A 24,535-nucleotide genomic window follows, 5' to 3' on the forward strand; every position below is an offset into this window, starting at 1 on the left:
TCAAGATGATATGAAAGCCGTTGGTCGCACACGTTTGCCATGCGGTAATCGAACGCCCCAGGTGCTCAGCGCCTGCGCCTTGAAAATTGACTGGAGCATGCAAGAGAAGTCAAACAACTAGTGGGCAGGCGCATCACCGTAACTTTATCTATGCTGCGCCTTCAAGGTAACAACGTGACGGGGATGGCGACCATGTTCTACGTGCAACGCAATGATCAGGGGCAGTTGCAGCGGGTGGAAGTTGCACCCTACGCGGAGTACACGGAAGTCTTACCAGCCGATCATGCCGATATTCAGGGATGGTTCGCCGACAACGTGGTGGAAAATAGCCTCAAGCAGCTCAAGCAGAGCGACCTGGACATGATTCGCGTACTGGAGGACCTGATAGAGGTGCTCACTGCCAAAGGCGTATTCAGCATCACTGACCTGCCGCCGGGCGCGCAGGCCAAACTGCTCAGCCGCTCCACGGCGCGCAAGGCGCTGGGTAATTTGAACAACCTGATCGAAGAGGAAGACGAAGGCGGGTTGATCTGAACACGTTTTTTCTGTCTGTAGCGGCCCCATTGCAGCCTTGCCGGCCATGGGGCTTGGGTCAACGCCAGGGTGCGGGCTCGCCGACCAGCCGTCCCTGAATCCCTTCCACACCCATTTCCACCAGTACCTGTAGTTCACCTTGCGTCTCGACCCGTTCGGCAATCAACGGTACGTCTATGCTGTGCGCCGCACGTTGGATCGCTTCAATGAACAGGCGTTTGTGCTGTTCCTGGTCGATATTGCGTGTGTAGCTGCCGTCGATTTTCAAATACGCAAGGCCCAGGTGCGCCAGGTTGCCGATCATGCTGAAGCGCCCGCCAAAACGCTGCAGCGCCAGCCCGAAGCCAAGGCCGTGCAAGCGGCGAGTCACCTGTTCGAGCACGCCTTGCTCAGGCAGCTGCTCCTCACCGATCTCGAAGATCAACCGCGCGTTGAGTGCCGAGTGCTGCGCCAGCAACTCGTATACCCGATGCAGGGCCTTGGGATCAGCCAGGGTCGCAGCCGACAGGTTAAGCGCCAGCACTTGATCATGGCTACGCAAGTGCGCCAGCACTTTTTCGAGCACCAGCACATCCAGCCGCGGCATCCAGCCAAAGCGCTCGAGCCACGGCAGAAAGCGGCCGGCCGGCACTGCCTCGCCTTCATCATCGTGCAGCCGTGAAATGACTTTGTAGTGCAGCAAGCGCTGCTTGTCCTTGCAATCCACAACCGGTTGGAAGAACAGTTCGAACTGACCTTTGACGAAGGCTTGCTCAAGCCGCGTGTGCCAGGCGTGATGGCTATCGCCGGCAACAGCCGCGGCACCCTGCTCAAGGCAAACCCAGCCGGGTGTCGGCTGATTTTCAGCGCGGGCCAGGGCCTCATCGGCAAGTTTCAATAGCGCTTGCGGCGCGTCGCCGGGGCTGAACGGTGCAAGGCCGATACAGGCTACCGGGTCGACATCGGTGGCGCCGGTCTCGTGCAGACTCTGCAGCGTAGCCTCCAAGGCCTGGGCGAGCTGCACCGCCTCTTCGTGCACCATACCTGGGGCGAGCACGGCGAACTCACCGCCACGGCTGCGGGAAATCAGGTCTTTGGTCTCCGGGAACTTGGCACAGGTACGCTGCAGCTGTACACCGACCGCCTGCAACAGCTGGTCGGTGCGTTGGCCGCCCAAGCGGGCGTTAAGCCCTGTGAGGTCCTGAACACGCAGCAACAGTAGGTAACCCGCCCTCGCTTCTTCAAGGTTGCTGACTCGGGTATTGAGCTGCATTTCAAAGTAACGGCGGTTGGACAACCCGGTCAGGCTGTCCTGATACGATTCGGTACGTAGCCGCTCGCTGCGCTCGGCCTGCTCGTTGAACAGGGCCTTGAGCTTCTCCACCATCTGGTTCATGGCTTGTACCACACGACGCAACTCGGGCGTGCGCGGCAGCTCAGGCAGGCTGAGGAACTCGCGGCGGGCGATGGCGTGGGACTGCTCGACCATGTAGTCCAGCGGCCGCAATTGACGACGTAACAGCAAGGCTCCGAGTACCGCGCTCGCTGCACCGCAGAGCAGCAGCCAGCCCAGGCTGCCCAAGGCGCTCTGCCAGAGTTTGGAGATGGCGAACATCGGGTGGCTAATGACTTCGACACGCGCAGCTTGTTGCCAACCTCGGCTGACGAGGGCATCACCGCCGGCAGCTTCGAGGCCTATCAGGTGGATGAACCAGGCAGGAACACCACCAGGATCTGGCTGCGCGTGACGCTCCACCAGCACCGCATTCGAGGCCAGGTCGACGACCTTGATGCTCGAATAATAGCCACTGTCAAAGATTGAACTGACCATGAGCTCTACCATGGCCGGGTCATCGATGTTTGGCGTCAACGAGAGCGCCAGCGCCGTGGCAGCGTCCTGGGCATGTGAGCGCAGCTGGTTGACGTACTGGCTGCGTGAACTCTCCAGGCTGACCATGAAACTGCCGCTGAACGCGACCACCAGGAACAGGCAAATGGCCAACAGCAATTGTTTGAACAGTGACATCTGTGCTCCTTCAGTAAACCGGTTCGGCCGGGAACCCTTCGGCCTGCATTTTCTTTAACAGGTCCTGCCAGCGTGACAAACGCTTGGTGTCACCGACTTTCTTGTTACCCGCAGCACCGGTCAACCAGAGGCCTTCACCATTGAAGGCGTAGACCGGCAAGAGGTCAGTACGCTGGCTGGCCGGCTTGATCGCGTCCATCAGGCTATCGAGTACCAGCGGCTGGGCTTGTGGGCTTGAATAATAGGTCAGCACCATGTGCGCGCGATTCTGGCGCAAGGCCTTGACGTAGGTGATGCGCAGCTTTTCACTTGGGATACCCATGCGGCGCAGGCTGAAATACTTGGCGATGGCGTAGTCCTCGCAATCGCCGGCGCCCTTGATCAAGGCCTGGATGGGCGTGGCCCAATAGTCGACTTCACGCCACAAGTCGATGTCTTCGACATAGCGTAATTGCTGGTTGAAAAACAGGTTGGCTGCCTGCAAGCGTTGTAGCTCTGAGCCTTGGTTTTGCGTGGCCATCATGGCTTGCCAGGCATCGATGCGGCCCTTGCCGGCACCCAGTGGGCCATACAGGGTCTGTGACTTGCGACTGATCTGGGAAAAATCCCAATCCGCATGCAAACCGCCCAGCAGCAAGCTGCCCAGCAAAATGGCAAGGCCGACACATCGCGCGGCGGTTTTGATTACCCAAGGTATCGCCACTGCGAAGACCTGTTTAGACCAGTCGAAAGCAGCGATGGTGAGGTCTGTCAGCATAAAAAACAATGGCATCCTGCAATCATGCCGCCGGTGGTCGGGGAGCCAAGACTTTCCAGTTAATGCTTTGTATGTGCCGCTTCCTTTGCCAGTCGTCTTCATCCACCATATCTCTAGGCCGTGTTTCGCCCGCCCCATTGCGGGGAGCTGGTTTGACAAGCCCCCTTGCCTGTTACTAGTGTCATTGGATCCAACTTTAGTCGTCGAGGCAGACTTCGCGTGGCCGAGAAAATCAAACTGAGCAATGTGCTGGCGAGCGAACAGCTACCGGCGAACCTGGCCCGTGGCGTGATCGAAGAACGCTTGCGCAGCGCCATACTCGATGGCCGCCTGCCGCCCGGTACCGCCGTGCGCCAACAAGAGCTGGCGACCTTGTATGGCGTCAGCCGCATGCCTGTGCGTGAGGCGCTGCGCCAGCTGGAAGCGCAATCGCTGCTCAAGGTGGAGATGCACAAGGGCGCAGTTGTGGCGCCCTTGATTGGTGAAGATGCGGTCGACACTTATGCGTTGCGGGTTTTGCTCGAATCCGAGGCCCTGCGCCAATCCATTCCCCTGCTCGATGCCGAAGATATCGCCCGGGCACGTGGTTACATCCGGCAATTGGAAGACGAGACGCGCCACGCCGAAATCGGCCGCCTCAATCGGCTGTTCCACATGGCCCTGTACGGCAAGGCTCAGAACCAGAAGCTACTGCGCCTGATCGAGGACGAGCTCAACGAGGAAGAGCGCTTCCTGCGCTTTCATCTATCGTCGATGGGCTTGGGCAAGCTGACCCAGGACGATCACAACGCACTGGCGGATGCAGCCAGTGACAAGCTGGTCGACGAGGCAGTGAGGGTGCTGGAGCAGCATCTGAACAATGGTGCGCGGGTTATCAGGAATTACCTGGACAAGCAGGCAGCCCAGCCAATGCCATAACCCGGAAAAGACAAAGCCCCTGTCTGCAGTGCAGACAGGGGCTTTGGATTTGAATCTTGACGATGACCTACTCTCACATGGGGAAACCCCACACTACCATCGGCGATGCATCGTTTCACTGCTGAGTTCGGGATGGGATCAGGTGGTTCCAATGCTCTATGGTCGTCAAGAAATTCTGTGTGCCGGCCCGTCCTATGGACGTACCCGCGAATCTCTATTTGAACTGCCGACCTCACCCTTATCAGGGGTGCGCTCTAACCAACTGAGCTACAGACCTATAACAGGGTCGCGTTACAGCATCGTCTTTATACAAAGAATCAAGCAATTCGTGTGGGAGCTCATCAGCAGGCTGATGTCGTCGATTAAGGAGGTGATCCAGCCGCAGGTTCCCCTACGGCTACCTTGTTACGACTTCACCCCAGTCATGAATCACACCGTGGTAACCGTCCTCCCGAAGGTTAGACTAGCTACTTCTGGTGCAACCCACTCCCATGGTGTGACGGGCGGTGTGTACAAGGCCCGGGAACGTATTCACCGCGACATTCTGATTCGCGATTACTAGCGATTCCGACTTCACGCAGTCGAGTTGCAGACTGCGATCCGGACTACGATCGGTTTTGTGAGATTAGCTCCACCTCGCGGCTTGGCAACCCTCTGTACCGACCATTGTAGCACGTGTGTAGCCCAGGCCGTAAGGGCCATGATGACTTGACGTCATCCCCACCTTCCTCCGGTTTGTCACCGGCAGTCTCCTTAGAGTGCCCACCATGACGTGCTGGTAACTAAGGACAAGGGTTGCGCTCGTTACGGGACTTAACCCAACATCTCACGACACGAGCTGACGACAGCCATGCAGCACCTGTGTCAGAGTTCCCGAAGGCACCAATCCATCTCTGGAAAGTTCTCTGCATGTCAAGGCCTGGTAAGGTTCTTCGCGTTGCTTCGAATTAAACCACATGCTCCACCGCTTGTGCGGGCCCCCGTCAATTCATTTGAGTTTTAACCTTGCGGCCGTACTCCCCAGGCGGTCAACTTAATGCGTTAGCTGCGCCACTAAAATCTCAAGGATTCCAACGGCTAGTTGACATCGTTTACGGCGTGGACTACCAGGGTATCTAATCCTGTTTGCTCCCCACGCTTTCGCACCTCAGTGTCAGTATCAGTCCAGGTGGTCGCCTTCGCCACTGGTGTTCCTTCCTATATCTACGCATTTCACCGCTACACAGGAAATTCCACCACCCTCTACCGTACTCTAGCTTGCCAGTTTTGGATGCAGTTCCCAGGTTGAGCCCGGGGCTTTCACATCCAACTTAACAAACCACCTACGCGCGCTTTACGCCCAGTAATTCCGATTAACGCTTGCACCCTCTGTATTACCGCGGCTGCTGGCACAGAGTTAGCCGGTGCTTATTCTGTCGGTAACGTCAAAACACTAACGTATTAGGTTAATGCCCTTCCTCCCAACTTAAAGTGCTTTACAATCCGAAGACCTTCTTCACACACGCGGCATGGCTGGATCAGGCTTTCGCCCATTGTCCAATATTCCCCACTGCTGCCTCCCGTAGGAGTCTGGACCGTGTCTCAGTTCCAGTGTGACTGATCATCCTCTCAGACCAGTTACGGATCGTCGCCTTGGTGAGCCATTACCCCACCAACTAGCTAATCCGACCTAGGCTCATCTGATAGCGCAAGGCCCGAAGGTCCCCTGCTTTCTCCCGTAGGACGTATGCGGTATTAGCGTTCCTTTCGAAACGTTGTCCCCCACTACCAGGCAGATTCCTAGGCATTACTCACCCGTCCGCCGCTGAATCAAGGAGCAAGCTCCCGTCATCCGCTCGACTTGCATGTGTTAGGCCTGCCGCCAGCGTTCAATCTGAGCCATGATCAAACTCTTCAGTTCAATACTGCTTGGGTTTTTAAGAAACCCTAAACTTGGCTCAGCAATCTCAAATGACTATGTGATTTCTCGCATGGCCACTTGTGATGCTGATAATCTTTCTGACTATCAGTCCGTACTCACAAGCACCCACACGAATTGCTTGATTCGATTTGTTAAAGAGCGTTTGGTTAAGAGCTTTTCGTCTCAACCGAGGCGCGCATTCTACGCTTTCCTCAGAGCCTGTCAAGCGTTTATTTTGAAGTTTTTTGCGAGAAACTCGTTTAACTTCAGACACTTAACTCGCTTCGATCTCTCGTCGCGGGAGGTGAATAATACAGTATTCAAAAACGCTGTCAACCACCTTTTTACCACCACCGGTTGGCTTTCAGCCCACCAGGAGAAGCGATAGCTTCTACTTAAAGACAAAACCCCTACCTGCTTGCGCAGATAGGGGTTTTGCGAAATGAATCTTGACGATGACCTACTCTCACATGGGGAAACCCCACACTACCATCGGCGATGCATCGTTTCACTACTGAGTTCGGGATGGGATCAGGTGGTTCCAATGCTCTATGGTCGTCAAGAAATTCTGTAGCCAGAATGTCCAGATGGACAGCCCAGCGAATTCGGATATGCGATAGTTGTGATGTTGCGAACTTTCGGTTCTTTCGTCTTCACCACCACAATCTGCAGAAGCAAATTGCTTGGGTGTTATATGGTCAAGCCTCACGGGCAATTAGTATTGGTTAGCTCAACGCCTCACAGCGCTTACACACCCAACCTATCAACGTCGTAGTCTTCGACGGCCCTTTAGGGGATTCAAGATCCCAGTGAGATCTCATCTTGAGGCAAGTTTCCCGCTTAGATGCTTTCAGCGGTTATCTCTTCCGAACATAGCTACCCGGCAATGCCACTGGCGTGACAACCGGAACACCAGAGGTTCGTCCACTCCGGTCCTCTCGTACTAGGAGCAGCCCCTCTCAAATCTCAAACGTCCACGGCAGATAGGGACCGAACTGTCTCACGACGTTCTAAACCCAGCTCGCGTACCACTTTAAATGGCGAACAGCCATACCCTTGGGACCGGCTTCAGCCCCAGGATGTGATGAGCCGACATCGAGGTGCCAAACACCGCCGTCGATATGAACTCTTGGGCGGTATCAGCCTGTTATCCCCGGAGTACCTTTTATCCGTTGAGCGATGGCCCTTCCATACAGAACCACCGGATCACTAAGACCTACTTTCGTACCTGCTCGACGTGTTTGTCTCGCAGTCAAGCGCGCTTTTGCCTTTATACTCTACGACCGATTTCCGACCGGTCTGAGCGCACCTTCGTACTCCTCCGTTACTCTTTGGGAGGAGACCGCCCCAGTCAAACTACCCACCATACACTGTCCTCGATCCGGATAACGGACCTGAGTTAGAACCTCAAAGTTGCCAGGGTGGTATTTCAAGGATGGCTCCATGAGAACTGGCGTCCCCACTTCAAAGCCTCCCACCTATCCTACACAAGCAAATTCAAAGTCCAGTGCAAAGCTATAGTAAAGGTTCACGGGGTCTTTCCGTCTAGCCGCGGATACACTGCATCTTCACAGCGATTTCAATTTCACTGAGTCTCGGGTGGAGACAGCGCCGCCATCGTTACGCCATTCGTGCAGGTCGGAACTTACCCGACAAGGAATTTCGCTACCTTAGGACCGTTATAGTTACGGCCGCCGTTTACCGGGGCTTCGATCAAGAGCTTCGCTTGCGCTAACCCCATCAATTAACCTTCCGGCACCGGGCAGGCGTCACACCCTATACGTCCACTTTCGTGTTTGCAGAGTGCTGTGTTTTTAATAAACAGTCGCAGCGGCCTGGTATCTTCGACCGGCATGAGCTTACGGAGCAAGTCCTTCACCCTCACCGGCGCACCTTCTCCCGAAGTTACGGTGCCATTTTGCCTAGTTCCTTCACCCGAGTTCTCTCAAGCGCCTTGGTATTCTCTACCTAACCACCTGTGTCGGTTTGGGGTACGGTTCCCAGTTATCTGAAGCTTAGGAGCTTTTCTTGGAAGCATGGCATCAACCACTTCGTCGCCTAAAGGCAACTCGTCATCAGCTCTCGGCCTTGAGATCCCGGATTTGCCTAAGATCTCAGCCTACCACCTTAAACTTGGACAACCAACGCCAAGCTGGTCTAGCCTTCTCCGTCCCTCCATCGCAATAACTGGAAGTACAGGAATATTAACCTGTTTTCCATCGACTACGCTTTTCAGCCTCGCCTTAGGGACCGACTAACCCTGCGTCGATTAACGTTGCGCAGGAAACCTTGGTCTTTCGGCGTGCGAGTTTTTCACTCGCATTGTCGTTACTCATGTCAGCATTCGCACTTCTGATACCTCCAGCAAGCTTCTCAACTCACCTTCACAGGCTTACAGAACGCTCCTCTACCGCATCACCAAAGGTGATACCCGTAGCTTCGGTGCATGGTTTGAGCCCCGTTACATCTTCCGCGCAGGCCGACTCGACTAGTGAGCTATTACGCTTTCTTTAAAGGGTGGCTGCTTCTAAGCCAACCTCCTAGCTGTCTAAGCCTTCCCACATCGTTTCCCACTTAACCATGACTTTGGGACCTTAGCTGACGGTCTGGGTTGTTTCCCTTTTCACGACGGACGTTAGCACCCGCCGTGTGTCTCCCATGCTCGGCACTTGTAGGTATTCGGAGTTTGCATCGGTTTGGTAAGTCGGGATGACCCCCTAGCCGAAACAGTGCTCTACCCCCTACAGTGATACATGAGGCGCTACCTAAATAGCTTTCGAGGAGAACCAGCTATCTCCGAGCTTGATTAGCCTTTCACTCCGATCCACAGGTCATCCGCTAACTTTTCAACGGTAGTCGGTTCGGTCCTCCAGTCAGTGTTACCTAACCTTCAACCTGCCCATGGATAGATCGCCCGGTTTCGGGTCTATACCCAGCGACTAAACGCCCTATTAAGACTCGCTTTCGCTACGCCTCCCCTATTCGGTTAAGCTCGCCACTGAATATAAGTCGCTGACCCATTATACAAAAGGTACGCAGTCACCTAACAAAGTAGGCTCCCACTGCTTGTACGCATACGGTTTCAGGATCTATTTCACTCCCCTCTCCGGGGTTCTTTTCGCCTTTCCCTCACGGTACTGGTTCACTATCGGTCAGTCAGTAGTATTTAGCCTTGGAGGATGGTCCCCCCATGTTCAGACAAAGTTTCTCGTGCTCCGTCCTACTCGATTTCATTGATAAGAGATTTTCGTGTACGGGGCTATCACCCACTATGGCCGCACTTTCCAGAGCGTTCCACTAATCTCAAACCAACTTAAGGGCTGGTCCCCGTTCGCTCGCCACTACTAAGGGAATCTCGGTTGATTTCTTTTCCTCAGGGTACTTAGATGTTTCAGTTCCCCTGGTTCGCCTCTTGCACCTATGTATTCAGTACAAGATACTCAGCTTATGCTGAGTGGGTTCCCCCATTCAGAGATCTCTGGATCACAGTCTGTTTGCCGACTCCCCAAAGCTTATCGCAGGCTACCACGTCTTTCATCGCCTCTGACTGCCAAGGCATCCACCGTATGCGCTTCTTCACTTGACCATATAACCCCAAGCAATCTGGTTATACTGTGAAGACGACATTCGCCGAAAATTCGCATGTTGCTCTTTCGAGCAGAACTCACAAATTTTACCTTAGCCTGATCCACCAGCAGTGAAACTGGTGTTCAGTCTATTTCTATCACATATCCGAATTTTTAAAGAACGATCTGACAAAAGTCAGAAATCAACATTCAAGCCAAATGTTCATTTCTGAGTTCTGATCAGGAACAGCGCTGGACCTATATTTAGGTCCTGATCGCCTTTTACAAAGAATCAAGCAATTCGTGTGGGAGCTCATCAGCAGGCTGATGTCGTCGATTAAGGAGGTGATCCAGCCGCAGGTTCCCCTACGGCTACCTTGTTACGACTTCACCCCAGTCATGAATCACACCGTGGTAACCGTCCTCCCGAAGGTTAGACTAGCTACTTCTGGTGCAACCCACTCCCATGGTGTGACGGGCGGTGTGTACAAGGCCCGGGAACGTATTCACCGCGACATTCTGATTCGCGATTACTAGCGATTCCGACTTCACGCAGTCGAGTTGCAGACTGCGATCCGGACTACGATCGGTTTTGTGAGATTAGCTCCACCTCGCGGCTTGGCAACCCTCTGTACCGACCATTGTAGCACGTGTGTAGCCCAGGCCGTAAGGGCCATGATGACTTGACGTCATCCCCACCTTCCTCCGGTTTGTCACCGGCAGTCTCCTTAGAGTGCCCACCATAACGTGCTGGTAACTAAGGACAAGGGTTGCGCTCGTTACGGGACTTAACCCAACATCTCACGACACGAGCTGACGACAGCCATGCAGCACCTGTGTCAGAGTTCCCGAAGGCACCAATCCATCTCTGGAAAGTTCTCTGCATGTCAAGGCCTGGTAAGGTTCTTCGCGTTGCTTCGAATTAAACCACATGCTCCACCGCTTGTGCGGGCCCCCGTCAATTCATTTGAGTTTTAACCTTGCGGCCGTACTCCCCAGGCGGTCAACTTAATGCGTTAGCTGCGCCACTAAAATCTCAAGGATTCCAACGGCTAGTTGACATCGTTTACGGCGTGGACTACCAGGGTATCTAATCCTGTTTGCTCCCCACGCTTTCGCACCTCAGTGTCAGTATCAGTCCAGGTGGTCGCCTTCGCCACTGGTGTTCCTTCCTATATCTACGCATTTCACCGCTACACAGGAAATTCCACCACCCTCTACCGTACTCTAGCTTGCCAGTTTTGGATGCAGTTCCCAGGTTGAGCCCGGGGCTTTCACATCCAACTTAACAAACCACCTACGCGCGCTTTACGCCCAGTAATTCCGATTAACGCTTGCACCCTCTGTATTACCGCGGCTGCTGGCACAGAGTTAGCCGGTGCTTATTCTGTCGGTAACGTCAAAACACTAACGTATTAGGTTAATGCCCTTCCTCCCAACTTAAAGTGCTTTACAATCCGAAGACCTTCTTCACACACGCGGCATGGCTGGATCAGGCTTTCGCCCATTGTCCAATATTCCCCACTGCTGCCTCCCGTAGGAGTCTGGACCGTGTCTCAGTTCCAGTGTGACTGATCATCCTCTCAGACCAGTTACGGATCGTTGCCTTGGTGAGCCATTACCTCACCAACTAGCTAATCCGACCTAGGCTCATCTGATAGCGCAAGGCCCGAAGGTCCCCTGCTTTCTCCCGTAGGACGTATGCGGTATTAGCGTTCCTTTCGAAACGTTGTCCCCCACTACCAGGCAGATTCCTAGGCATTACTCACCCGTCCGCCGCTGAATCAAGGAGCAAGCTCCCGTCATCCGCTCGACTTGCATGTGTTAGGCCTGCCGCCAGCGTTCAATCTGAGCCATGATCAAACTCTTCAGTTCAATACTGCTTGGGTTTTTAAGAAACCCTAAACTTGGCTCAGCAATCTCAAATGACTATGTGATTTCTCGCATGGTCACTTGTGATGCTGATAATCTTTTTGACTATCAGTCCATACTCACAAGCACCCACACGAATTGCTTGATTCGATTTGTTAAAGAGCGTTTGGTTAAGAGCTTTTCGTCTCAACCGAGGCGCGCATTCTACGCTTTCCTCAGAGCCTGTCAAGCGTTTATTTTGAAGTTTTTTGCGAGAAACTCGTTTAGCTTCAAACACTTGGCTCGCTGCGATCTCTCGTAGCGGGAGGCGAATCATACAGCGTTTAGAAGCGCTGTCAACCACCATTTTAACCGCTATCGATCAGTCGACCGAAGCACCACCAGCACTACCTGTATTAAGCAACTCATTGAATTTCAAGGAGTTTCTCGTTCCGACTACGCTGGAAGTGGGGCGCATTATAAGGGGATTCGAACGCCCGTCAAGGCTTAATTCCCATAAACCCCAATATCGCTGAAAAGCAAAGCGGGGAGGCCTGTCGGCCTCCCCGCTTTTCATCACCTATATATAGCCTCAGAGCACACCAGCACTGCGCAAGCGCCCAAGCGCATCGCCATCCAACCCCAACACATCACCTAGAACTTCCTCCGTGTGCTCACCCAACAGCGGCGGCGCACGACGATACTCAACGGGGGTTTCCGATAACCTGATAGGGCTGGCCACCTGCGGCACACTCCCACCCAAGGCATGGGGCATGCTGACAGCCAGGCCGCGAGCAAGTACCTGCGGATCCTGAAACATCTGCGCCAGATCATTGATCGGCCCACAAGGCACGCCCGCAGCCTCCAACTGGCTCACCCACTCAGCCGTTGTCTTGAACACCGTGGCCTGGCGTATCAAGGGAATCAGCTGCGACCGATTGGCCACGCGCAGCTTGTTGGTTGCGAAGCGTGGGTCATCAGCCCATTGAGGCTGACCAGCCACCTCGGCAAACTTGCGGAACTGGCCATCGTTGCCGACGGTAAGAATGAAGTCGCCATCTGCGGTCGGGAAATCCTGATAAGGCACAATATTAGGATGTGCATTGCCCAGCCGTCGCGGCGGGTTGCCGGTAGTGAGGTAGTTCATAGCCTGATTGGCCAAGCATGCTACCTGCACATCCAGCAAGGCCATATCGATGTGCTGCCCAACGCCGGCCTGGTCGCGATTGGCGAGGGCCGCCAGTATGGCCACGGTCGAATACAGCCCAGTCAGAATATCGGTGAGCGCTACCCCCACCTTTACAGGTCCGGCACCCTCCTCACCGTCCGGGCGCCCGGTCAGGCTCATCAGCCCGCCCAGCCCCTGGATCATGAAGTCATAGCCGGCGCGCTTAGCGTAGGGCCCGGTCTGACCGAAGCCAGTGATCGAGCAATAGATAAGCCGGGGATTCACCAACTTCAGGCTCGCGTAATCCAGCCCATAGGCAGCCAGCCCGCCAACCTTGAAGTTTTCAATGACGATGTCCGACTTCGCAGCCAGCTCACGCACCAGGCGCTGCCCCTCTGGCTGAGTAAAGTCGATGGTCACCGAACGCTTGTTACGGTTGGCCGACAAATAGTAAGCCGCCTCACTGGTGTTCTCGCCTTGTACATCCTTGAGGAAGGGCGGCCCCCAGGCGCGAGTATCGTCGCCGCTGCCTGGGCGCTCGACCTTGATCACGTCGGCGCCCAGGTCAGCCAGAATCTGACCAGACCAAGGCCCAGCCAGCACACGGGAGAGGTCCAGCACCCGCAGATGAGATAGCGCGCCCATACCCTGGCTCCTTATCAATAGAAGGCCTGGATGCCGGTTTGCGCGCGCCCCAGAATCAGCGCGTGTACGTCATGGGTGCCCTCATAGGTATTGACCACCTCAAGATTGACCAGATGACGCGCCACGCCGAACTCGTCGGAGATACCGTTACCACCCAACATGTCACGGGCCATACGCGCAATGTCCAGCGACTTGCCGCACGAGTTGCGCTTCATGATCGAGGTGATCTCCACCGCAGCGGTGCCCTCGTCTTTCATACGCCCCAAACGCAGGCAGCCTTGCAGGGCCAGGGTAATTTCGGTCTGCATGTCGGCCAGCTTTTTCTGGATAAGCTGATTGGCAGCCAGCGGGCGACCGAACTGCTGACGGTCCAGGGTGTACTGGCGAGCGGTGTGCCAGCAGGCTTCAGCAGCCCCCAAAGCACCCCAGGAAATACCATAACGGGCAGAGTTCAGGCAGGTGAACGGACCTTTGAGGCCACGCACATCCGGGAAGATGTTTTCCTCAGGCACGAACACATTGTCCATCACGATTTCGCCGGTGATCGACGCGCGCAGCCCGACCTTGCCATGGATCGCCGGTGCACTGAGGCCCTGCCAACCCTTTTCAAGAACAAAGCCGCGGATATCGCCAGCGTCATCCTTGGCCCAGACCACGAACACATCGGCGATCGGGCTGTTGGTGATCCACATCTTGCTGCCGCTCAGGCGATAGCCGCCGTCCACCTTTCTGGCACGGGTGATCATCGAGCCCGGGTCGGAGCCATGGTTAGGTTCGGTCAGGCCGAAGCAACCGATCCACTCACCGCTGGCAAGCTTGGGCAGGTACTTCTGTTTCTGCGCTTCGGTACCGAACTCGTTGATCGGCACCATCACCAGTGAAGACTGCACACTCATCATCGAGCGATAGCCAGAGTCGATACGCTCCACTTCCCGGGCAATCAGCCCGTAGCACACGTAGTTGAGCCCACTCCCGCCATATTGCTCGGGAATGGTCGCGCCCAGCAGGCCGACTTCACCCATTTCGCGAAAAATAGCGGGGTCGGTCTGCTCATGACGGAAAGCCTCCAGCACCCGCGGGGCCAGCTTGTCCTGGGCGAACTGATAGGCGCTGTCACGAACCATGCGCTCTTCTTCAGTGAGCTGCTGGTCCAGCAGCAGCGGGTCGATCCAGTTGAAGCTTGCTTTACCGGCCATGAGTGAAATCCTCGAAATAGGGGAGCAGATTCTTGTGCCTTTGATCCTAGGCCTGATCTACAACGAGGACAAACGAGGATTGCGCACGTATTAGTGATAATTTATCACTCCGAAACACACAAAAACCCCATCTTGCAAACCCTATAAGTGAGGTTGCCGTACATGCGTCGCAAGATCCCCAGTACCACCGCATTGGTCTGCTTCGAAGCGGCAGCGCGCCACGAGAGCTTTACCAAGGCCGCTCAGGAACTTGCCCTGACCCAAGGCGCCGTCTGTCGCCAGATCGGCGGCCTCGAGGGGTTTCTCAACGTGGAGCTGTTCCGGCGCTCGCGGCGCGGCGTCAAGCTGACAGAGGCGGGACTGTCGTATAGCCGCCAGGTTGCCGCACAGCTGGATGCTGTAGAGCGTGACACCTTGTCGGTAATGCGCCAGCAAGGTGCCAACGTGATCGAACTGGCCGTAGTACCGACTTTCGGCACCCAATGGCTGCTGCCGCGGCTCAAGGACTTCCAGCAACGGCACCCGGATGTCACTGTCAACCTCACCAACCGCACACGGCCGTTCCTGTTTGCCGACACCACGTTCGACGCCGCTATCTATTTTGGCGATGCCGACTGGTCAGGCACGCACTCCCACCGCCTGATGGGCGAAAACCCGGTACCCGTGTGCAGCCCAGCCTTGCTGGACGGGCAAGGCATGCTCGACGCGACGCGAATCGCCCACCTGCCGCTGCTGCAGCAGACCACGCGGCCCTATGCCTGGCGACAGTGGTTCAATGGTCTGGGCATGAACGTTTCCGGGGACATGACAGGCCCGCGCTATGAATTGTTCTCAATGCTGGCCCAAGCTGCCACCCACGAGATGGGCATCGCGCTGATACCACCGTTCCTGATCCAGCGGGAACTGGAGGAAGGCAGACTGGTGGTCGCTAACAGATACGCCCTGTCCAGCGACAAGGCCTATTATCTGATGATTCCCGAGCGCAAGGCCGAATCGGCGTCGCTGCGGGCATTCCGTGATTGGCTACTGGGGCAGGCACAGCATTACATCGCCCCTTCCCTACCCTTGTAGTCAATTATTTTGAACACCTACAGATGTATGTTTTTGTCGCATATAAGCAAACTGTTCAGGTGAATCGAAAAACCCCGACAAAACCGCTAAACACGCGGCTTTCAGAGGGTTTTACGACCTTCGCGAGTCCATCTGCGAAATCAGCGCAAAAAATTTCAAAAAATCCCCTAATCTGCCAATAGCCCATGTTTGACGGGCTGCGCCCTATCCGTTGCGACATACGGTCACAGGGTGACTTGTAGTTTTAACTTCGTTTCGCTCCAGAACCGGTTGAAGGCCCCTGGGTTCGTCTGCAAAATGCTCCGCCCGCCCTGGATTCGGCGGACTGGCGCTCAACAGCCAAACCCGCGCACCACCCGAAGTGCGCTGGCTTCTATAAAGACAAAAAGGTCACCGCAGGAGAAATAGTCGTGCACATTGGTGTTCCTCTCGAGACGCAGACCGGTGAGACAAGGGTCGCTGCGACCCCGGAAACCATCAAGAAACTGATTGGCCAGGGCCATCAGGTCACCGTCCAACGGGGGGCAGGGCTCAATGCCAGCATTCCGGACAGTGCCTATGAGGCCGTGGGCGCTTCCCTGGGAAGTGCAGCCGATGCCTACGGCGCCCAACTGGTCCTCAAGGTGGTCGGTCCCAACGACCAGGAGCTGGCCCTGATCAACAGCGGCAGCCTTCTGGTGGGCATGCTCAACCCATTCAACAACGAGCTGATCGGCAAGATGGCAGAGCGCGGTATCACTGCCTTCGCCCTGGAGGCCGCGCCGCGTACATCCCGGGCCCAGAGCCTGGACGTGCTGTCGTCCCAGGCCAACATCGCCGGTTACAAGGCCGTGTTGCTGGCTGCCCATCATTACCCGCGCTTCATGCCCATGCTGATGACCGCCGCCGGTACTGTGAAAGCCGCGCGCGTGCTGATCCTGGGTGCTGGCGTTGCCGGCCTGCAGGCCATCGCCACCGCCAAGCGCCTGGGCGCAGTCATCGAGGCGTCCGACGTACGCCCGGCTGTCAAGGAGCAGATCGAGTCGCTGGGCGCCAAGTTCATCGACGTGCCCTACGAGACCGATGAGGAGCGCGAGTGCGCAGAAGGCGTCGGCGGCTATGCCCGGCCGATGCCGGCCAGCTGGATGCAGCGCCAGGCCCAGGCCGTGCATGAGCGAGCCAAACAGGCCGACATCGTCATCACTACGGCGCTCATCCCCGGCCGCAAGGCACCGACCCTGCTCAGCGCCGAAACCGTGGCGCAGATGAAACCAGGCTCGGTGGTCATCGACCTGGCCGCTGCCCAAGGCGGCAACTGCCCGCTGACTGTCGCCGACCAGGTCGTGATGGAAAACGGCGTGACCATCGTCGGCCCGACCAACCTGCCGGCCCAGGTGGCAGCAGATGCCTCGGCACTGTATGCACGCAACCTGCTGGATTTCATGAAGCTGCTGTTCGACAAGGACGGCGCGCTGGTCATCAACCTCGAAGACGACATCGTCGCCGCGTGCCTGATGTGCCGCGACGGCCAGGTCGTGCGCAAGAACGGCTAAGGAGCACGACAATGGAAGACATGCTGATTTCCCATGGCATCTACAACCTGATCATCTTCGTGCTGGCCATCTATATCGGCTACCACGTGGTCTGGAACGTGACCCCGGCACTGCACACACCCCTGATGGCGGTCACCAACGCCATCTCGGCCATCGTCATCGTCGGCGCCATGCTGGCTGCCGCGCTGACCGTGACCCCGGCCGGCAAGCTGATGGGCACCCTGGCGGTGGCCCTGGCTGCGGTCAACGTGTTCGGTGGCTTCCTGGTCACCCGTCGCATGCTTGAGATGTTCAAGAAGAAAACCAAGAACGAGGCGCAGAAGTAAGCATGAGCATGAATCTGGTAACGCTCCTCTACCTCGTCGCCTCGGTCTGCTTCATTCAGGCGCTCAAGGGCCTGTCGCACCCGACCACGTCGCGGCGCGGCAACCTGTTCGGCATGATCGGCATGGGGATCGCGATCCTCACCACGGTTGGCCTCATCTATAAGCTTGGGGCAGAGCTGGCAACTGCCGGGATTGGCTACGTCATCGTCGGCCTGCTGGTCGGCGGTACCGCGGGCTCGATCATGGCCAAGCGCGTAGAAATGACCAAAATGCCGGAGCTGGTCGCCTTCATGCACAGCATGATCGGCCTGGCGGCGGTATTCATTGCCATCGCGGCAGTACTCGAGCCGCAATCGATGGGCATTGTCGCCAGCATCAGCGACCCGATCCCCACCGGTAACCGCCTGGAGCTGTTCCTTGGCGCTGCCATCGGTGCAATCACTTTCTCCGGTTCCGTGATCGCGTTCGGCAAGCTGTCGGGCAAGTACAAGTTCCGCCTGTTCCAAGGCGCACCGGTACAGTTCGCCGGCCAGCACAAGCTGAACCTGATTCTGGGCCTGACCACGATTGCCCTGGGCCTGCTGTTCACCTTCACCGGCCACTACAGCGCCTTCACCTTGATGCTGGTCCTGGCCTTCATCATGGGTGTACTGATCATTATCCCGATCGGCGGTGCAGACATGCCGGTGGTGGTGTCGATGCTCAATAGCTATTCGGGTTGGGCGGCGGCCGGTATCGGCTTCTCGCTGAACAACTCGATGCTGATCATCGCCGGCTCCCTGGTGGGCTCCAGCGGTGCGATCCTCTCGTACATCATGTGCAAAGCGATGAATCGCTCGTTCTTCAACGTCATCCTCGGCGGCTTCGGCGGGGATACCGATACCGGCGCGGCGCAAGGCTCGAAAGAGCAGCGCCCGGTGAAGTCTGGCTCGGCCGACGACGCGACCTTCCTGCTGAGCAACGCCGACACGGTGATCATCGTGCCCGGCTACGGCCTGGCGGTAGCACGTGCCCAGCACGCGCTCAAGGAACTGACCGAGAAGCTGACCCACAACGGGGTGACCGTGAAGTACGCGATCCACCCAGTGGCAGGGCGCATGCCTGGGCACATGAACGTACTGCTGGCCGAGGCCGAAGTGCCCTACGACCAAGTGTTCGAGATGGAAGACATCAACGCTGAGTTCGGTCAGGCCGACGTAGTGTTGGTGCTGGGCGCCAACGACGTGGTCAACCCGGCGGCTAAGAACGATCCAAAGTCGCCGATCGCGGGCATGCCGATCCTGGAGGCTTACAAAGCCAAGACCATCATCGTCAACAAACGCTCCATGGCCAGCGGCTACGCCGGCCTGGACAACGAACTGTTCTACCTGGACAAGACCATGATGGTGTTCGGTGACGCGAAGAAGGTCATCGAGGATATGGTCAAAGCCGTCGAGTAACCCCGCTTCCACCACCCAGTGGACTATAAAGAAGCCCCGGCGAGATCCCTCCCGGGGCTTTTTCATTTTGCTGATCCAGATCAATGGCTCTATTGCGTGGCTCCTCATACGACCATGGTCGCGGGACGGCGCCGGGGTAAATCTCTAGACTGCGCTGCAGTAGCTTCAGTAGCCCGAGATAACAATCCATGTACCGTGATCGTATCCGCTTGTCCTCCCTGCACAGCAAGGTAATGAGTGCGGCTGACGCCGCTGGCCTGATCGAGGACGGCATGACCGTCGGCATGAGCGGGTTCACCCGCGCCGGCGAAGCCAAGGCCGTACCGCATGCCTTGGCCGAACGCGCCAAGCTGTCGCCTCTGAAAATCAGCCTGATGACCGGCGCCAGCCTGGGCAATGACCTGGACAAGCAACTGACCGAGGCTGGCGTGCTGGCGCGCCGCATGCCGTTCCAGGTCGACAGCACCCTGCGCAAAGCCATCAACGACGGTCAGGTGATGTTCATCGACCAGCACCTGTCGGAAACCGTCGAGCAACTGCGCAACCAGCAGCTCAAACTGCCGGACATCGCGGTAATCGAAGCGGTGGCCATTACTGAACAGGGCCACATCGTGCCGACCACTTCGGTGGGCAACTCGGCGAGCTTCGCGATCTTCGCCAAGCAGGTGATTGTCGAGATCAACCTGTCGCACAACGCCAACCTCGAAGGCCTGCACGACATCTATATCCCGACCTATCGCCCAACCCGCACGCCCATCCCGCTGGTGAAAGTGGATGACCGCATCGGCAGCACCGCAATCCCGATCGACCCCGCCAAGATCGTCGGCATCGTCATCAGCGACCAGCCAGATTCGCCCTCCACCGTGCTACCGCCGGACGATGAAACCCAGGCCATCGCCGACCACCTGATCAACTTCCTCAAGAACGAAGTGGATGCAGGCCGCATGACCAACAGGCTCGGCCCGCTGCAAGCCGGCATCGGCAGCATCGCCAACGCGGTGATGTGTGGCCTGATCGAGTCGCCGTTCGAGGACCTGACCATGTACTCCGAAGTACTTCAGGACTCGACCTTCGACCTGATCGACGCTGGCAAGCTGAGTTTTGCCTCGGGCAGCTCCATCACCCTGTCGGGCCGTCGCAATGCCGACGTATTCGGCAACCTGGAGCGCTACAAGGACAAGCTGGTGCTGCGCCCGCAGGAGATCTCCAACCACCCTGAAGTCGTGCGCCGCCTGGGCATCATCGGCATCAACACGGCGCTGGAGTTCGACATCTACGGCAACGTCAACTCCACGCACGTCTGTGGCACCCGGATGATGAACGGTATCGGTGGCTCCGGCGATTTCGCCCGTAATGCCCACCTGGCCGTATTCGTCACCAAGTCGATCGCCAAAGGCGGCGCGATCTCCAGCGTGGTGCCTATGGTGAGCCATGTCGACCACACCGAGCACGACGTGGACATCCTGGTGACCGAACAGGGGCTTGCCGACCTGCGGGGCCTCGCGCCAAGGGAACGGGCACGGGCGATCATCGATAACTGTGTCCACCCGGATTACCGTGCAGCGCTGAACGACTATTTCGATCGCGCTTGCCTGCGTGGCGGCCACACTCCGCATATCCTGCGTGAGGCGCTGAGCTGGCACGAAAATCTGGAAGAAAGTGGGCGCATGCTCGCCAGCTGATCTGTAGCAGCGGCCTGCCTTTGCCCGAGGCCGCCACGCATTCCGGACGCCATAGCAATACCTCGAGGGCTGCTCTGCAGCCCTTTCGAGGCTCAAGCACGATTCAGCAAGCACTGAATAAAATAAAACTGTACTACTGTACCGTTAATTCGCCACGCTCCCGCCTGCTCAAAGCCATATAAAACCTGAAAAAGCACCATAACGGTGCGGACCAGTACAGTTGCGCCTGTTTCGAGTGCAACAGTAGGGTTACACAGTTAACTGAACCATCGTAATGCAGTAGAACTGTATCTACTGTTATGGACAGCAGAGGAGGATCATTGGCATCAGTTAAACCACTCCCTAGTCCCGCCATAAGCGGAAGGATGAAACATCATGGAACGTACCCTCAGTTCCGGTCTCGTTTTCGAAAACAACGCCCAGCAAACCAACGCTTCGCTGCCGCTGCGCGCGCTCTCTACCCTGCTGCTGTGGCAGCGCCGCATGGCCAGCCGCCGTCAGCTGGCGCGTCTCGATGCCCGCCTGCTGGCCGATGCCGGTATCAGCGAGTCGCAGCGTTACGAAGAGCTGAGCAAGCCGTTCTGGCGCTAAGCACCGGCTCGCCGGCTTCAGCTGGCACCGTGAATCCCAAACCCGTTGCAGGAGACTGCAGCGGGTTTTTTTATGGGGTAACTCCCGGCCACCCTTGAAGCAGAGCCTGCCATCACTGAACCAGTACAATTTTAAAAGTATAAAAATAAACCATAACAGTTACCTTGTGCGCCGTTCATTGACATCCATAAATTCCGGCGCGTGATACGCTTGACTGGGCGGTCTGGTAAAAACCAGATGTTCAAAGCCACCGTGACGAACCGTGTGAGCGTCCAATAAGCAGATCCACCCGAATCTTCCCCAGGAGTGCACGACCATGATCCGTAATTACCTGATTGGCGCAGCCCTGCTGCTCGGCCTGGCCGGCACTGCCCACGCCACCAGCTTCATTGTCACTACTGATGCAGTCGTTGGCGCGGTTGCCGCCTCCACCGACGCTACCTCCGATGTGTCCTCGTCTTTCCGTGATGACAAGATCGTTCAGGCCGCTCGCGATGATGCGGCCAGCTACGTGGGCAGCCAGGGCGCCATTCGCGGCGCCAAGCTCGAGAGCGCTTTGCTGCACATCCGCTCGAGCATGCCAGCCCTGCAGGCCAGCGATGCGCAATTGGCCCAGGCCATCCTCGCGATCTGACCTGCTACAGCCCACAAGCGCTGGCCCTGGCCGGTACTTGTGGGCTAGCCTTCGCCGTTCCGTTCCTGTCGTAAGAAAGCCAATGCGTTATCTGTTGCCGCTGCTGTTTTCCGTAGTCGCCATGGGCAGTGCCCATGCCATGGACACCACCACGCAAGGCCTGGTCATCACAGGCTACGTCACCAGCCAAGTCACGACTGCCCCATTCGACCGAAAGCTGGTCAGGCAGGCTCGCGACGATGCCGCAGCCTTCGTCGCCAGCGACGGCCTGATTCACGGAGCACGCCTGGAAGCAGCACTCAAGTCGCTGCGCCATGACGGCGGCCGTCAATCTGTCGGCGACCTTGAACTGGCAGAAGCAATTCTCGTCCAATCACTAAATCTGACTCCCTGCATTTCCGGAGATGCTCCATGCGTAAACCGCTGATCGCCGCTACCCTCGGCATGTTGCTGCTGGCCGACCTGGCCCAGGCACAAACTCTGGTGGCCACCAGCAACATCATCGTGCGGGCCTTTGGCCGCTCGATCGACTTCACCTCTGACACCACCACCTCGATCCGCGACTCCAAGGTCGTGCGTGAAGCCCATGACGATGCCGCCAGCTTCGTCGCCAGCAACGGTGATATTCGTGGCGCCCAGCTTGAGGCCGCCTTCAACACCCTGCGCGAACGCGTGCCTGAAGCGCGCGGCGCCAGCGACCAGGTGCTGGCCGAAGCCATCCTGGCGCTGTGAACCGCGTACGTGCCTGGTTGCTCGGCTGCGCCCTGACGCTGCTGGGCACGCCCGCCCTGGCCGGCCTGCAGCTCGAGCTGCAGGCAGCCGGCCTGGCCCCACAGCAGGCTCAAGCCACCCAAGCCCTGCTTGATGAGGCTTTGGCCAAGCTCCCTCCCCGCTTCAAGCAACAGCTCGACCGGCGCATTGAGGTCAGCTGGAGCGACAACATGCCAGCCGATGCCTACGGGCAGGCCTCCTTGGTCTCGACCCTGCAGCTCAACCGGCGCCTGCTGCCCGGCCTGACTGACGGCAGTGCTGCACAGGAGCGCACCAACCGTCCGCATGGCACGGTGCGTGAGGAATTGCTGGCTACAGTCCTGCACGAACTTACCCACATATACGACCGAGCCCGGCTCTGGCCCAGTGCTGAACGTTCGCTGATCGCCCGCTGCAAGCGCCAGCAAGGCACCGTTGGCAAGATCGGTCTTCCCGAGCAATGCCGCGGCCAGGCCGAGCGCCGCTTTACCCTGAGCGATGACCCGCGCCTGCTCGACCTGGCCGGCTGGCAGCAATACGTCGGCCGCCGCGGTGAGCGCGAACAGCACAATGGCCAGTTCCTGCGCAGCCCCGACAGCTATGAGCTGAGCAGCCCCAAGGAATACATCGCGGTCAACATGGAGTACTTCCTCCTGGACCCGAGCTACGGCTGCCGTCGGCCAGCACTCAATCAGTACCTGGCTGATCATTTCGGCTGGGCGCCCGAGCAGGCAACGTGCGCCAAGGGCTTGCCATTCCTCAACGCCGGCAGCGACTTCGCCCGCCAGCCGTTGGGCGAAATCGACCCGGAACGGGTCTATGAGGTGGACTTTCTCCTGGCCGAGGCCAACCAGAACCTGGTGAGCCGTTGGGGCCACAGCATGCTGCGCCTGGTGATCTGCAAACCCGGCCGGCCTCGCGGGCCAGACTGCCGACTGGACCTCGACCAGCACCTGGTGCTCTCCTACCGTGCTTTCGTCAATGACGTTCAACTGTCCAGCTGGGATGGTCTGGTTGGCGCCTATCCGTCGAGGCTGTTCGTGCTACCGCTGGCCCAAGTGATCGACGAATACACCAAGACCGAACTGCGCAGCCTGGCGTCGGTGCCGTTGAAGCTCAACCGCGACGAAATTGAAAATCTGGTACGCCAGGCCGCCGAGATGCACTGGAGCTATGACGGCAACTACTGGTTCCTGTCCAACAACTGTGCGGTGGAGTCACTGAAGCTTCTGCGCAGCGGCACCGCCAACCCGCGCCTGAACGACCTCGACAGCATCATGCCCAACGGTTTGCTTGCAGTATTGAAGGGCCGGGGGCTGGCCGATACCAGCGTGCTCGACGACCCGCGCGAAGCCTTGCGCCTGGGCTACCGTTTCGACTCGTATCGCGACCGCTATCAAGCGATGTTCGATGTGCTGAAGCAACAGCTGCCAGTCAAGCAGGACAAGGTCGAGGACTGGCTGGCCCAGGACGCCGAACAGCGCCGCGGCTGGTTCTTGCAAGCCGACCTGCGCACCAGCGCCGCCTTGCTTCTGCTGGAACAGGCCAGCCTGCGCCGCCAACTGCTGCTGGCTCAGGATGAAGTGAAGCAGCGCTATCTGAATGCGGCCGCGCTGAAAGATGGCAGTATCAACAAGGCCGACCAGACCCTGAAGCAGATGCTCGCCAACAGTGGCTTCCTCAGCCGCCCGGCCGAACTGCTGGATACAAAGGGATACGGGCTGCCGCAGCCGGATGAGCGCAAGCATCTGGAAAAAGTCAGTAGTGAACGGCAGGCCCAGTTGCTGCGCTTGAGCACTGACCTGGACAGAGAAGTCAGGGCGCTGCTGGAGCCTTCGCGGGCCAAGGAAATTGCTGCGGTCGAGGCCAATGTGAAGCTGATTGGTGAGCACCTGCGGGCGCTGCACAAGGCAGCAGGCGGCCTGCAACTGCCTTGATTGCCCTCCTGGCCCTGTCGCCGGCAAACCGGC

At 57.5% G+C, this 24,535-nt stretch carries 16 protein-coding genes and 5 rRNA genes; 12 read left to right on the top strand and 9 right to left on the bottom strand.

Annotation, left to right across the window (positions count from 1 at the left end; translation table 11 throughout):
* The first annotated feature begins 192 nt into the window (after positions 1–192).
* Positions 193–534: a tryptophan synthase subunit beta gene (locus ACMGF5_RS08105; RefSeq protein WP_414157850.1), complete on the top strand. Its 342-nt coding sequence runs from the start codon at positions 193–195 to the stop codon at positions 532–534.
* A gap of 58 nt (positions 535–592) precedes the next feature.
* On the opposite strand, the gene lapD is transcribed toward ACMGF5_RS08105, so the two are convergent.
* Both lapD and lapG read right to left on the bottom strand, forming a co-directional pair.
* Entirely contained in the window at positions 593–2,539 is a 1,947-nt protein-coding gene (gene lapD, locus ACMGF5_RS08110) for a cyclic di-GMP receptor LapD (RefSeq protein WP_414157714.1), read from the bottom strand.
* A 10-nt stretch (positions 2,540–2,549) separates the two neighbouring features.
* Positions 2,550–3,296, bottom strand: coding sequence for a cysteine protease LapG (gene lapG / locus ACMGF5_RS08115; protein WP_376778894.1), 747 nt, complete (start codon positions 3,294–3,296; stop codon positions 2,550–2,552).
* A gap of 219 nt (positions 3,297–3,515) precedes the next feature.
* Between lapG and ACMGF5_RS08120 the strand changes: the two genes are divergently transcribed.
* Complete coding sequence (locus tag ACMGF5_RS08120; RefSeq protein WP_119687966.1) at positions 3,516–4,214, top strand: GntR family transcriptional regulator; 699 nt, start codon at positions 3,516–3,518, stop codon at positions 4,212–4,214.
* 54 nt (positions 4,215–4,268) lie between these two features.
* Here the strand turns inward: ACMGF5_RS08120 and rrf (ACMGF5_RS08125) are convergent.
* From rrf (ACMGF5_RS08125) to ACMGF5_RS08155, 7 genes are all read right to left on the bottom strand, one after another.
* Positions 4,269–4,384 (bottom strand): 5S ribosomal RNA (rrf, locus tag ACMGF5_RS08125).
* Between the two features lie 193 nt (positions 4,385–4,577).
* A 16S ribosomal RNA gene (locus ACMGF5_RS08130) occupies positions 4,578–6,114 on the bottom strand.
* 447 nt (positions 6,115–6,561) lie between these two features.
* Positions 6,562–6,677 (bottom strand): 5S ribosomal RNA (rrf, locus tag ACMGF5_RS08135).
* Between the two features lie 131 nt (positions 6,678–6,808).
* Positions 6,809–9,700, bottom strand: a 23S ribosomal RNA gene (locus ACMGF5_RS08140).
* A 318-nt stretch (positions 9,701–10,018) separates the two neighbouring features.
* Positions 10,019–11,555 (bottom strand): 16S ribosomal RNA (locus ACMGF5_RS08145).
* The 16S, 23S and 5S rRNA genes sit together here, the layout of an rRNA operon.
* 568 nt (positions 11,556–12,123) lie before the next feature.
* Complete coding sequence (locus ACMGF5_RS08150) at positions 12,124–13,344, bottom strand: CaiB/BaiF CoA transferase family protein (RefSeq protein WP_119687967.1); 1,221 nt, start codon at positions 13,342–13,344, stop codon at positions 12,124–12,126.
* Between the two features lie 14 nt (positions 13,345–13,358).
* Positions 13,359–14,540, bottom strand: coding sequence for an acyl-CoA dehydrogenase (locus tag ACMGF5_RS08155; protein WP_012316821.1), 1,182 nt, complete (start codon positions 14,538–14,540; stop codon positions 13,359–13,361).
* Between the two features lie 162 nt (positions 14,541–14,702).
* On the opposite strand from ACMGF5_RS08155, the gene ACMGF5_RS08160 reads away from it, so the two are divergent.
* The 10 genes from ACMGF5_RS08160 (at position 14,703) to ACMGF5_RS08205 (ending at position 24,502) form a co-directional block, all read left to right on the top strand.
* Positions 14,703–15,611 (top strand): LysR substrate-binding domain-containing protein, encoded by a 909-nt coding sequence (locus ACMGF5_RS08160; protein ID WP_046786714.1) that lies wholly within the window; start codon positions 14,703–14,705, stop codon positions 15,609–15,611.
* Positions 15,612–16,021: 410 nt separating this feature from the next.
* Positions 16,022–17,143: a Re/Si-specific NAD(P)(+) transhydrogenase subunit alpha gene (locus ACMGF5_RS08165; RefSeq protein WP_039604735.1), complete on the top strand. Its 1,122-nt coding sequence runs from the start codon at positions 16,022–16,024 to the stop codon at positions 17,141–17,143.
* An 11-nt stretch (positions 17,144–17,154) separates the two neighbouring features.
* The gene (locus ACMGF5_RS08170) at positions 17,155–17,469 is read left to right on the top strand and encodes an NAD(P) transhydrogenase subunit alpha (protein ID WP_012316824.1); all 315 of its coding nucleotides are present in this window, start codon (positions 17,155–17,157) and stop codon (positions 17,467–17,469) included.
* 2 nt (positions 17,470–17,471) lie between these two features.
* On the top strand, positions 17,472–18,908 hold the full coding sequence (locus tag ACMGF5_RS08175; protein WP_042111833.1) for an NAD(P)(+) transhydrogenase (Re/Si-specific) subunit beta: 1,437 nt from the start codon (positions 17,472–17,474) through the stop codon (positions 18,906–18,908).
* 188 nt (positions 18,909–19,096) lie between these two features.
* Entirely contained in the window at positions 19,097–20,590 is a 1,494-nt protein-coding gene (locus ACMGF5_RS08180; protein WP_039604671.1) for an acetyl-CoA hydrolase/transferase family protein, read from the top strand.
* A 375-nt stretch (positions 20,591–20,965) separates the two neighbouring features.
* Positions 20,966–21,181: a DUF1127 domain-containing protein gene (locus tag ACMGF5_RS08185; RefSeq protein ID WP_012316827.1), complete on the top strand. Its 216-nt coding sequence runs from the start codon at positions 20,966–20,968 to the stop codon at positions 21,179–21,181.
* A 316-nt stretch (positions 21,182–21,497) separates the two neighbouring features.
* Entirely contained in the window at positions 21,498–21,815 is a 318-nt protein-coding gene (locus ACMGF5_RS08190; protein WP_204919203.1) for a DUF2388 domain-containing protein, read from the top strand.
* Between the two features lie 82 nt (positions 21,816–21,897).
* Entirely contained in the window at positions 21,898–22,242 is a 345-nt protein-coding gene (locus ACMGF5_RS08195) for a DUF2388 domain-containing protein (RefSeq protein WP_046786716.1), read from the top strand.
* Complete coding sequence (locus ACMGF5_RS08200; protein WP_012316830.1) at positions 22,227–22,547, top strand: DUF2388 domain-containing protein; 321 nt, start codon at positions 22,227–22,229, stop codon at positions 22,545–22,547. Before ACMGF5_RS08195 ends, ACMGF5_RS08200 begins: the two co-directional genes overlap by 16 nt.
* The gene (locus ACMGF5_RS08205) at positions 22,544–24,502 is read left to right on the top strand and encodes a DUF4105 domain-containing protein (RefSeq protein WP_119687969.1); all 1,959 of its coding nucleotides are present in this window, start codon (positions 22,544–22,546) and stop codon (positions 24,500–24,502) included. Before ACMGF5_RS08200 ends, ACMGF5_RS08205 begins: the two co-directional genes overlap by 4 nt.
* The last annotated feature ends 33 nt before the right edge of the window (positions 24,503–24,535 follow it).

This window comes from Pseudomonas sp. BNK-15 (assembly GCF_047456105.1).
In the GTDB taxonomy this organism is placed as follows: domain Bacteria; phylum Pseudomonadota; class Gammaproteobacteria; order Pseudomonadales; family Pseudomonadaceae; genus Aquipseudomonas; species Aquipseudomonas putida_E.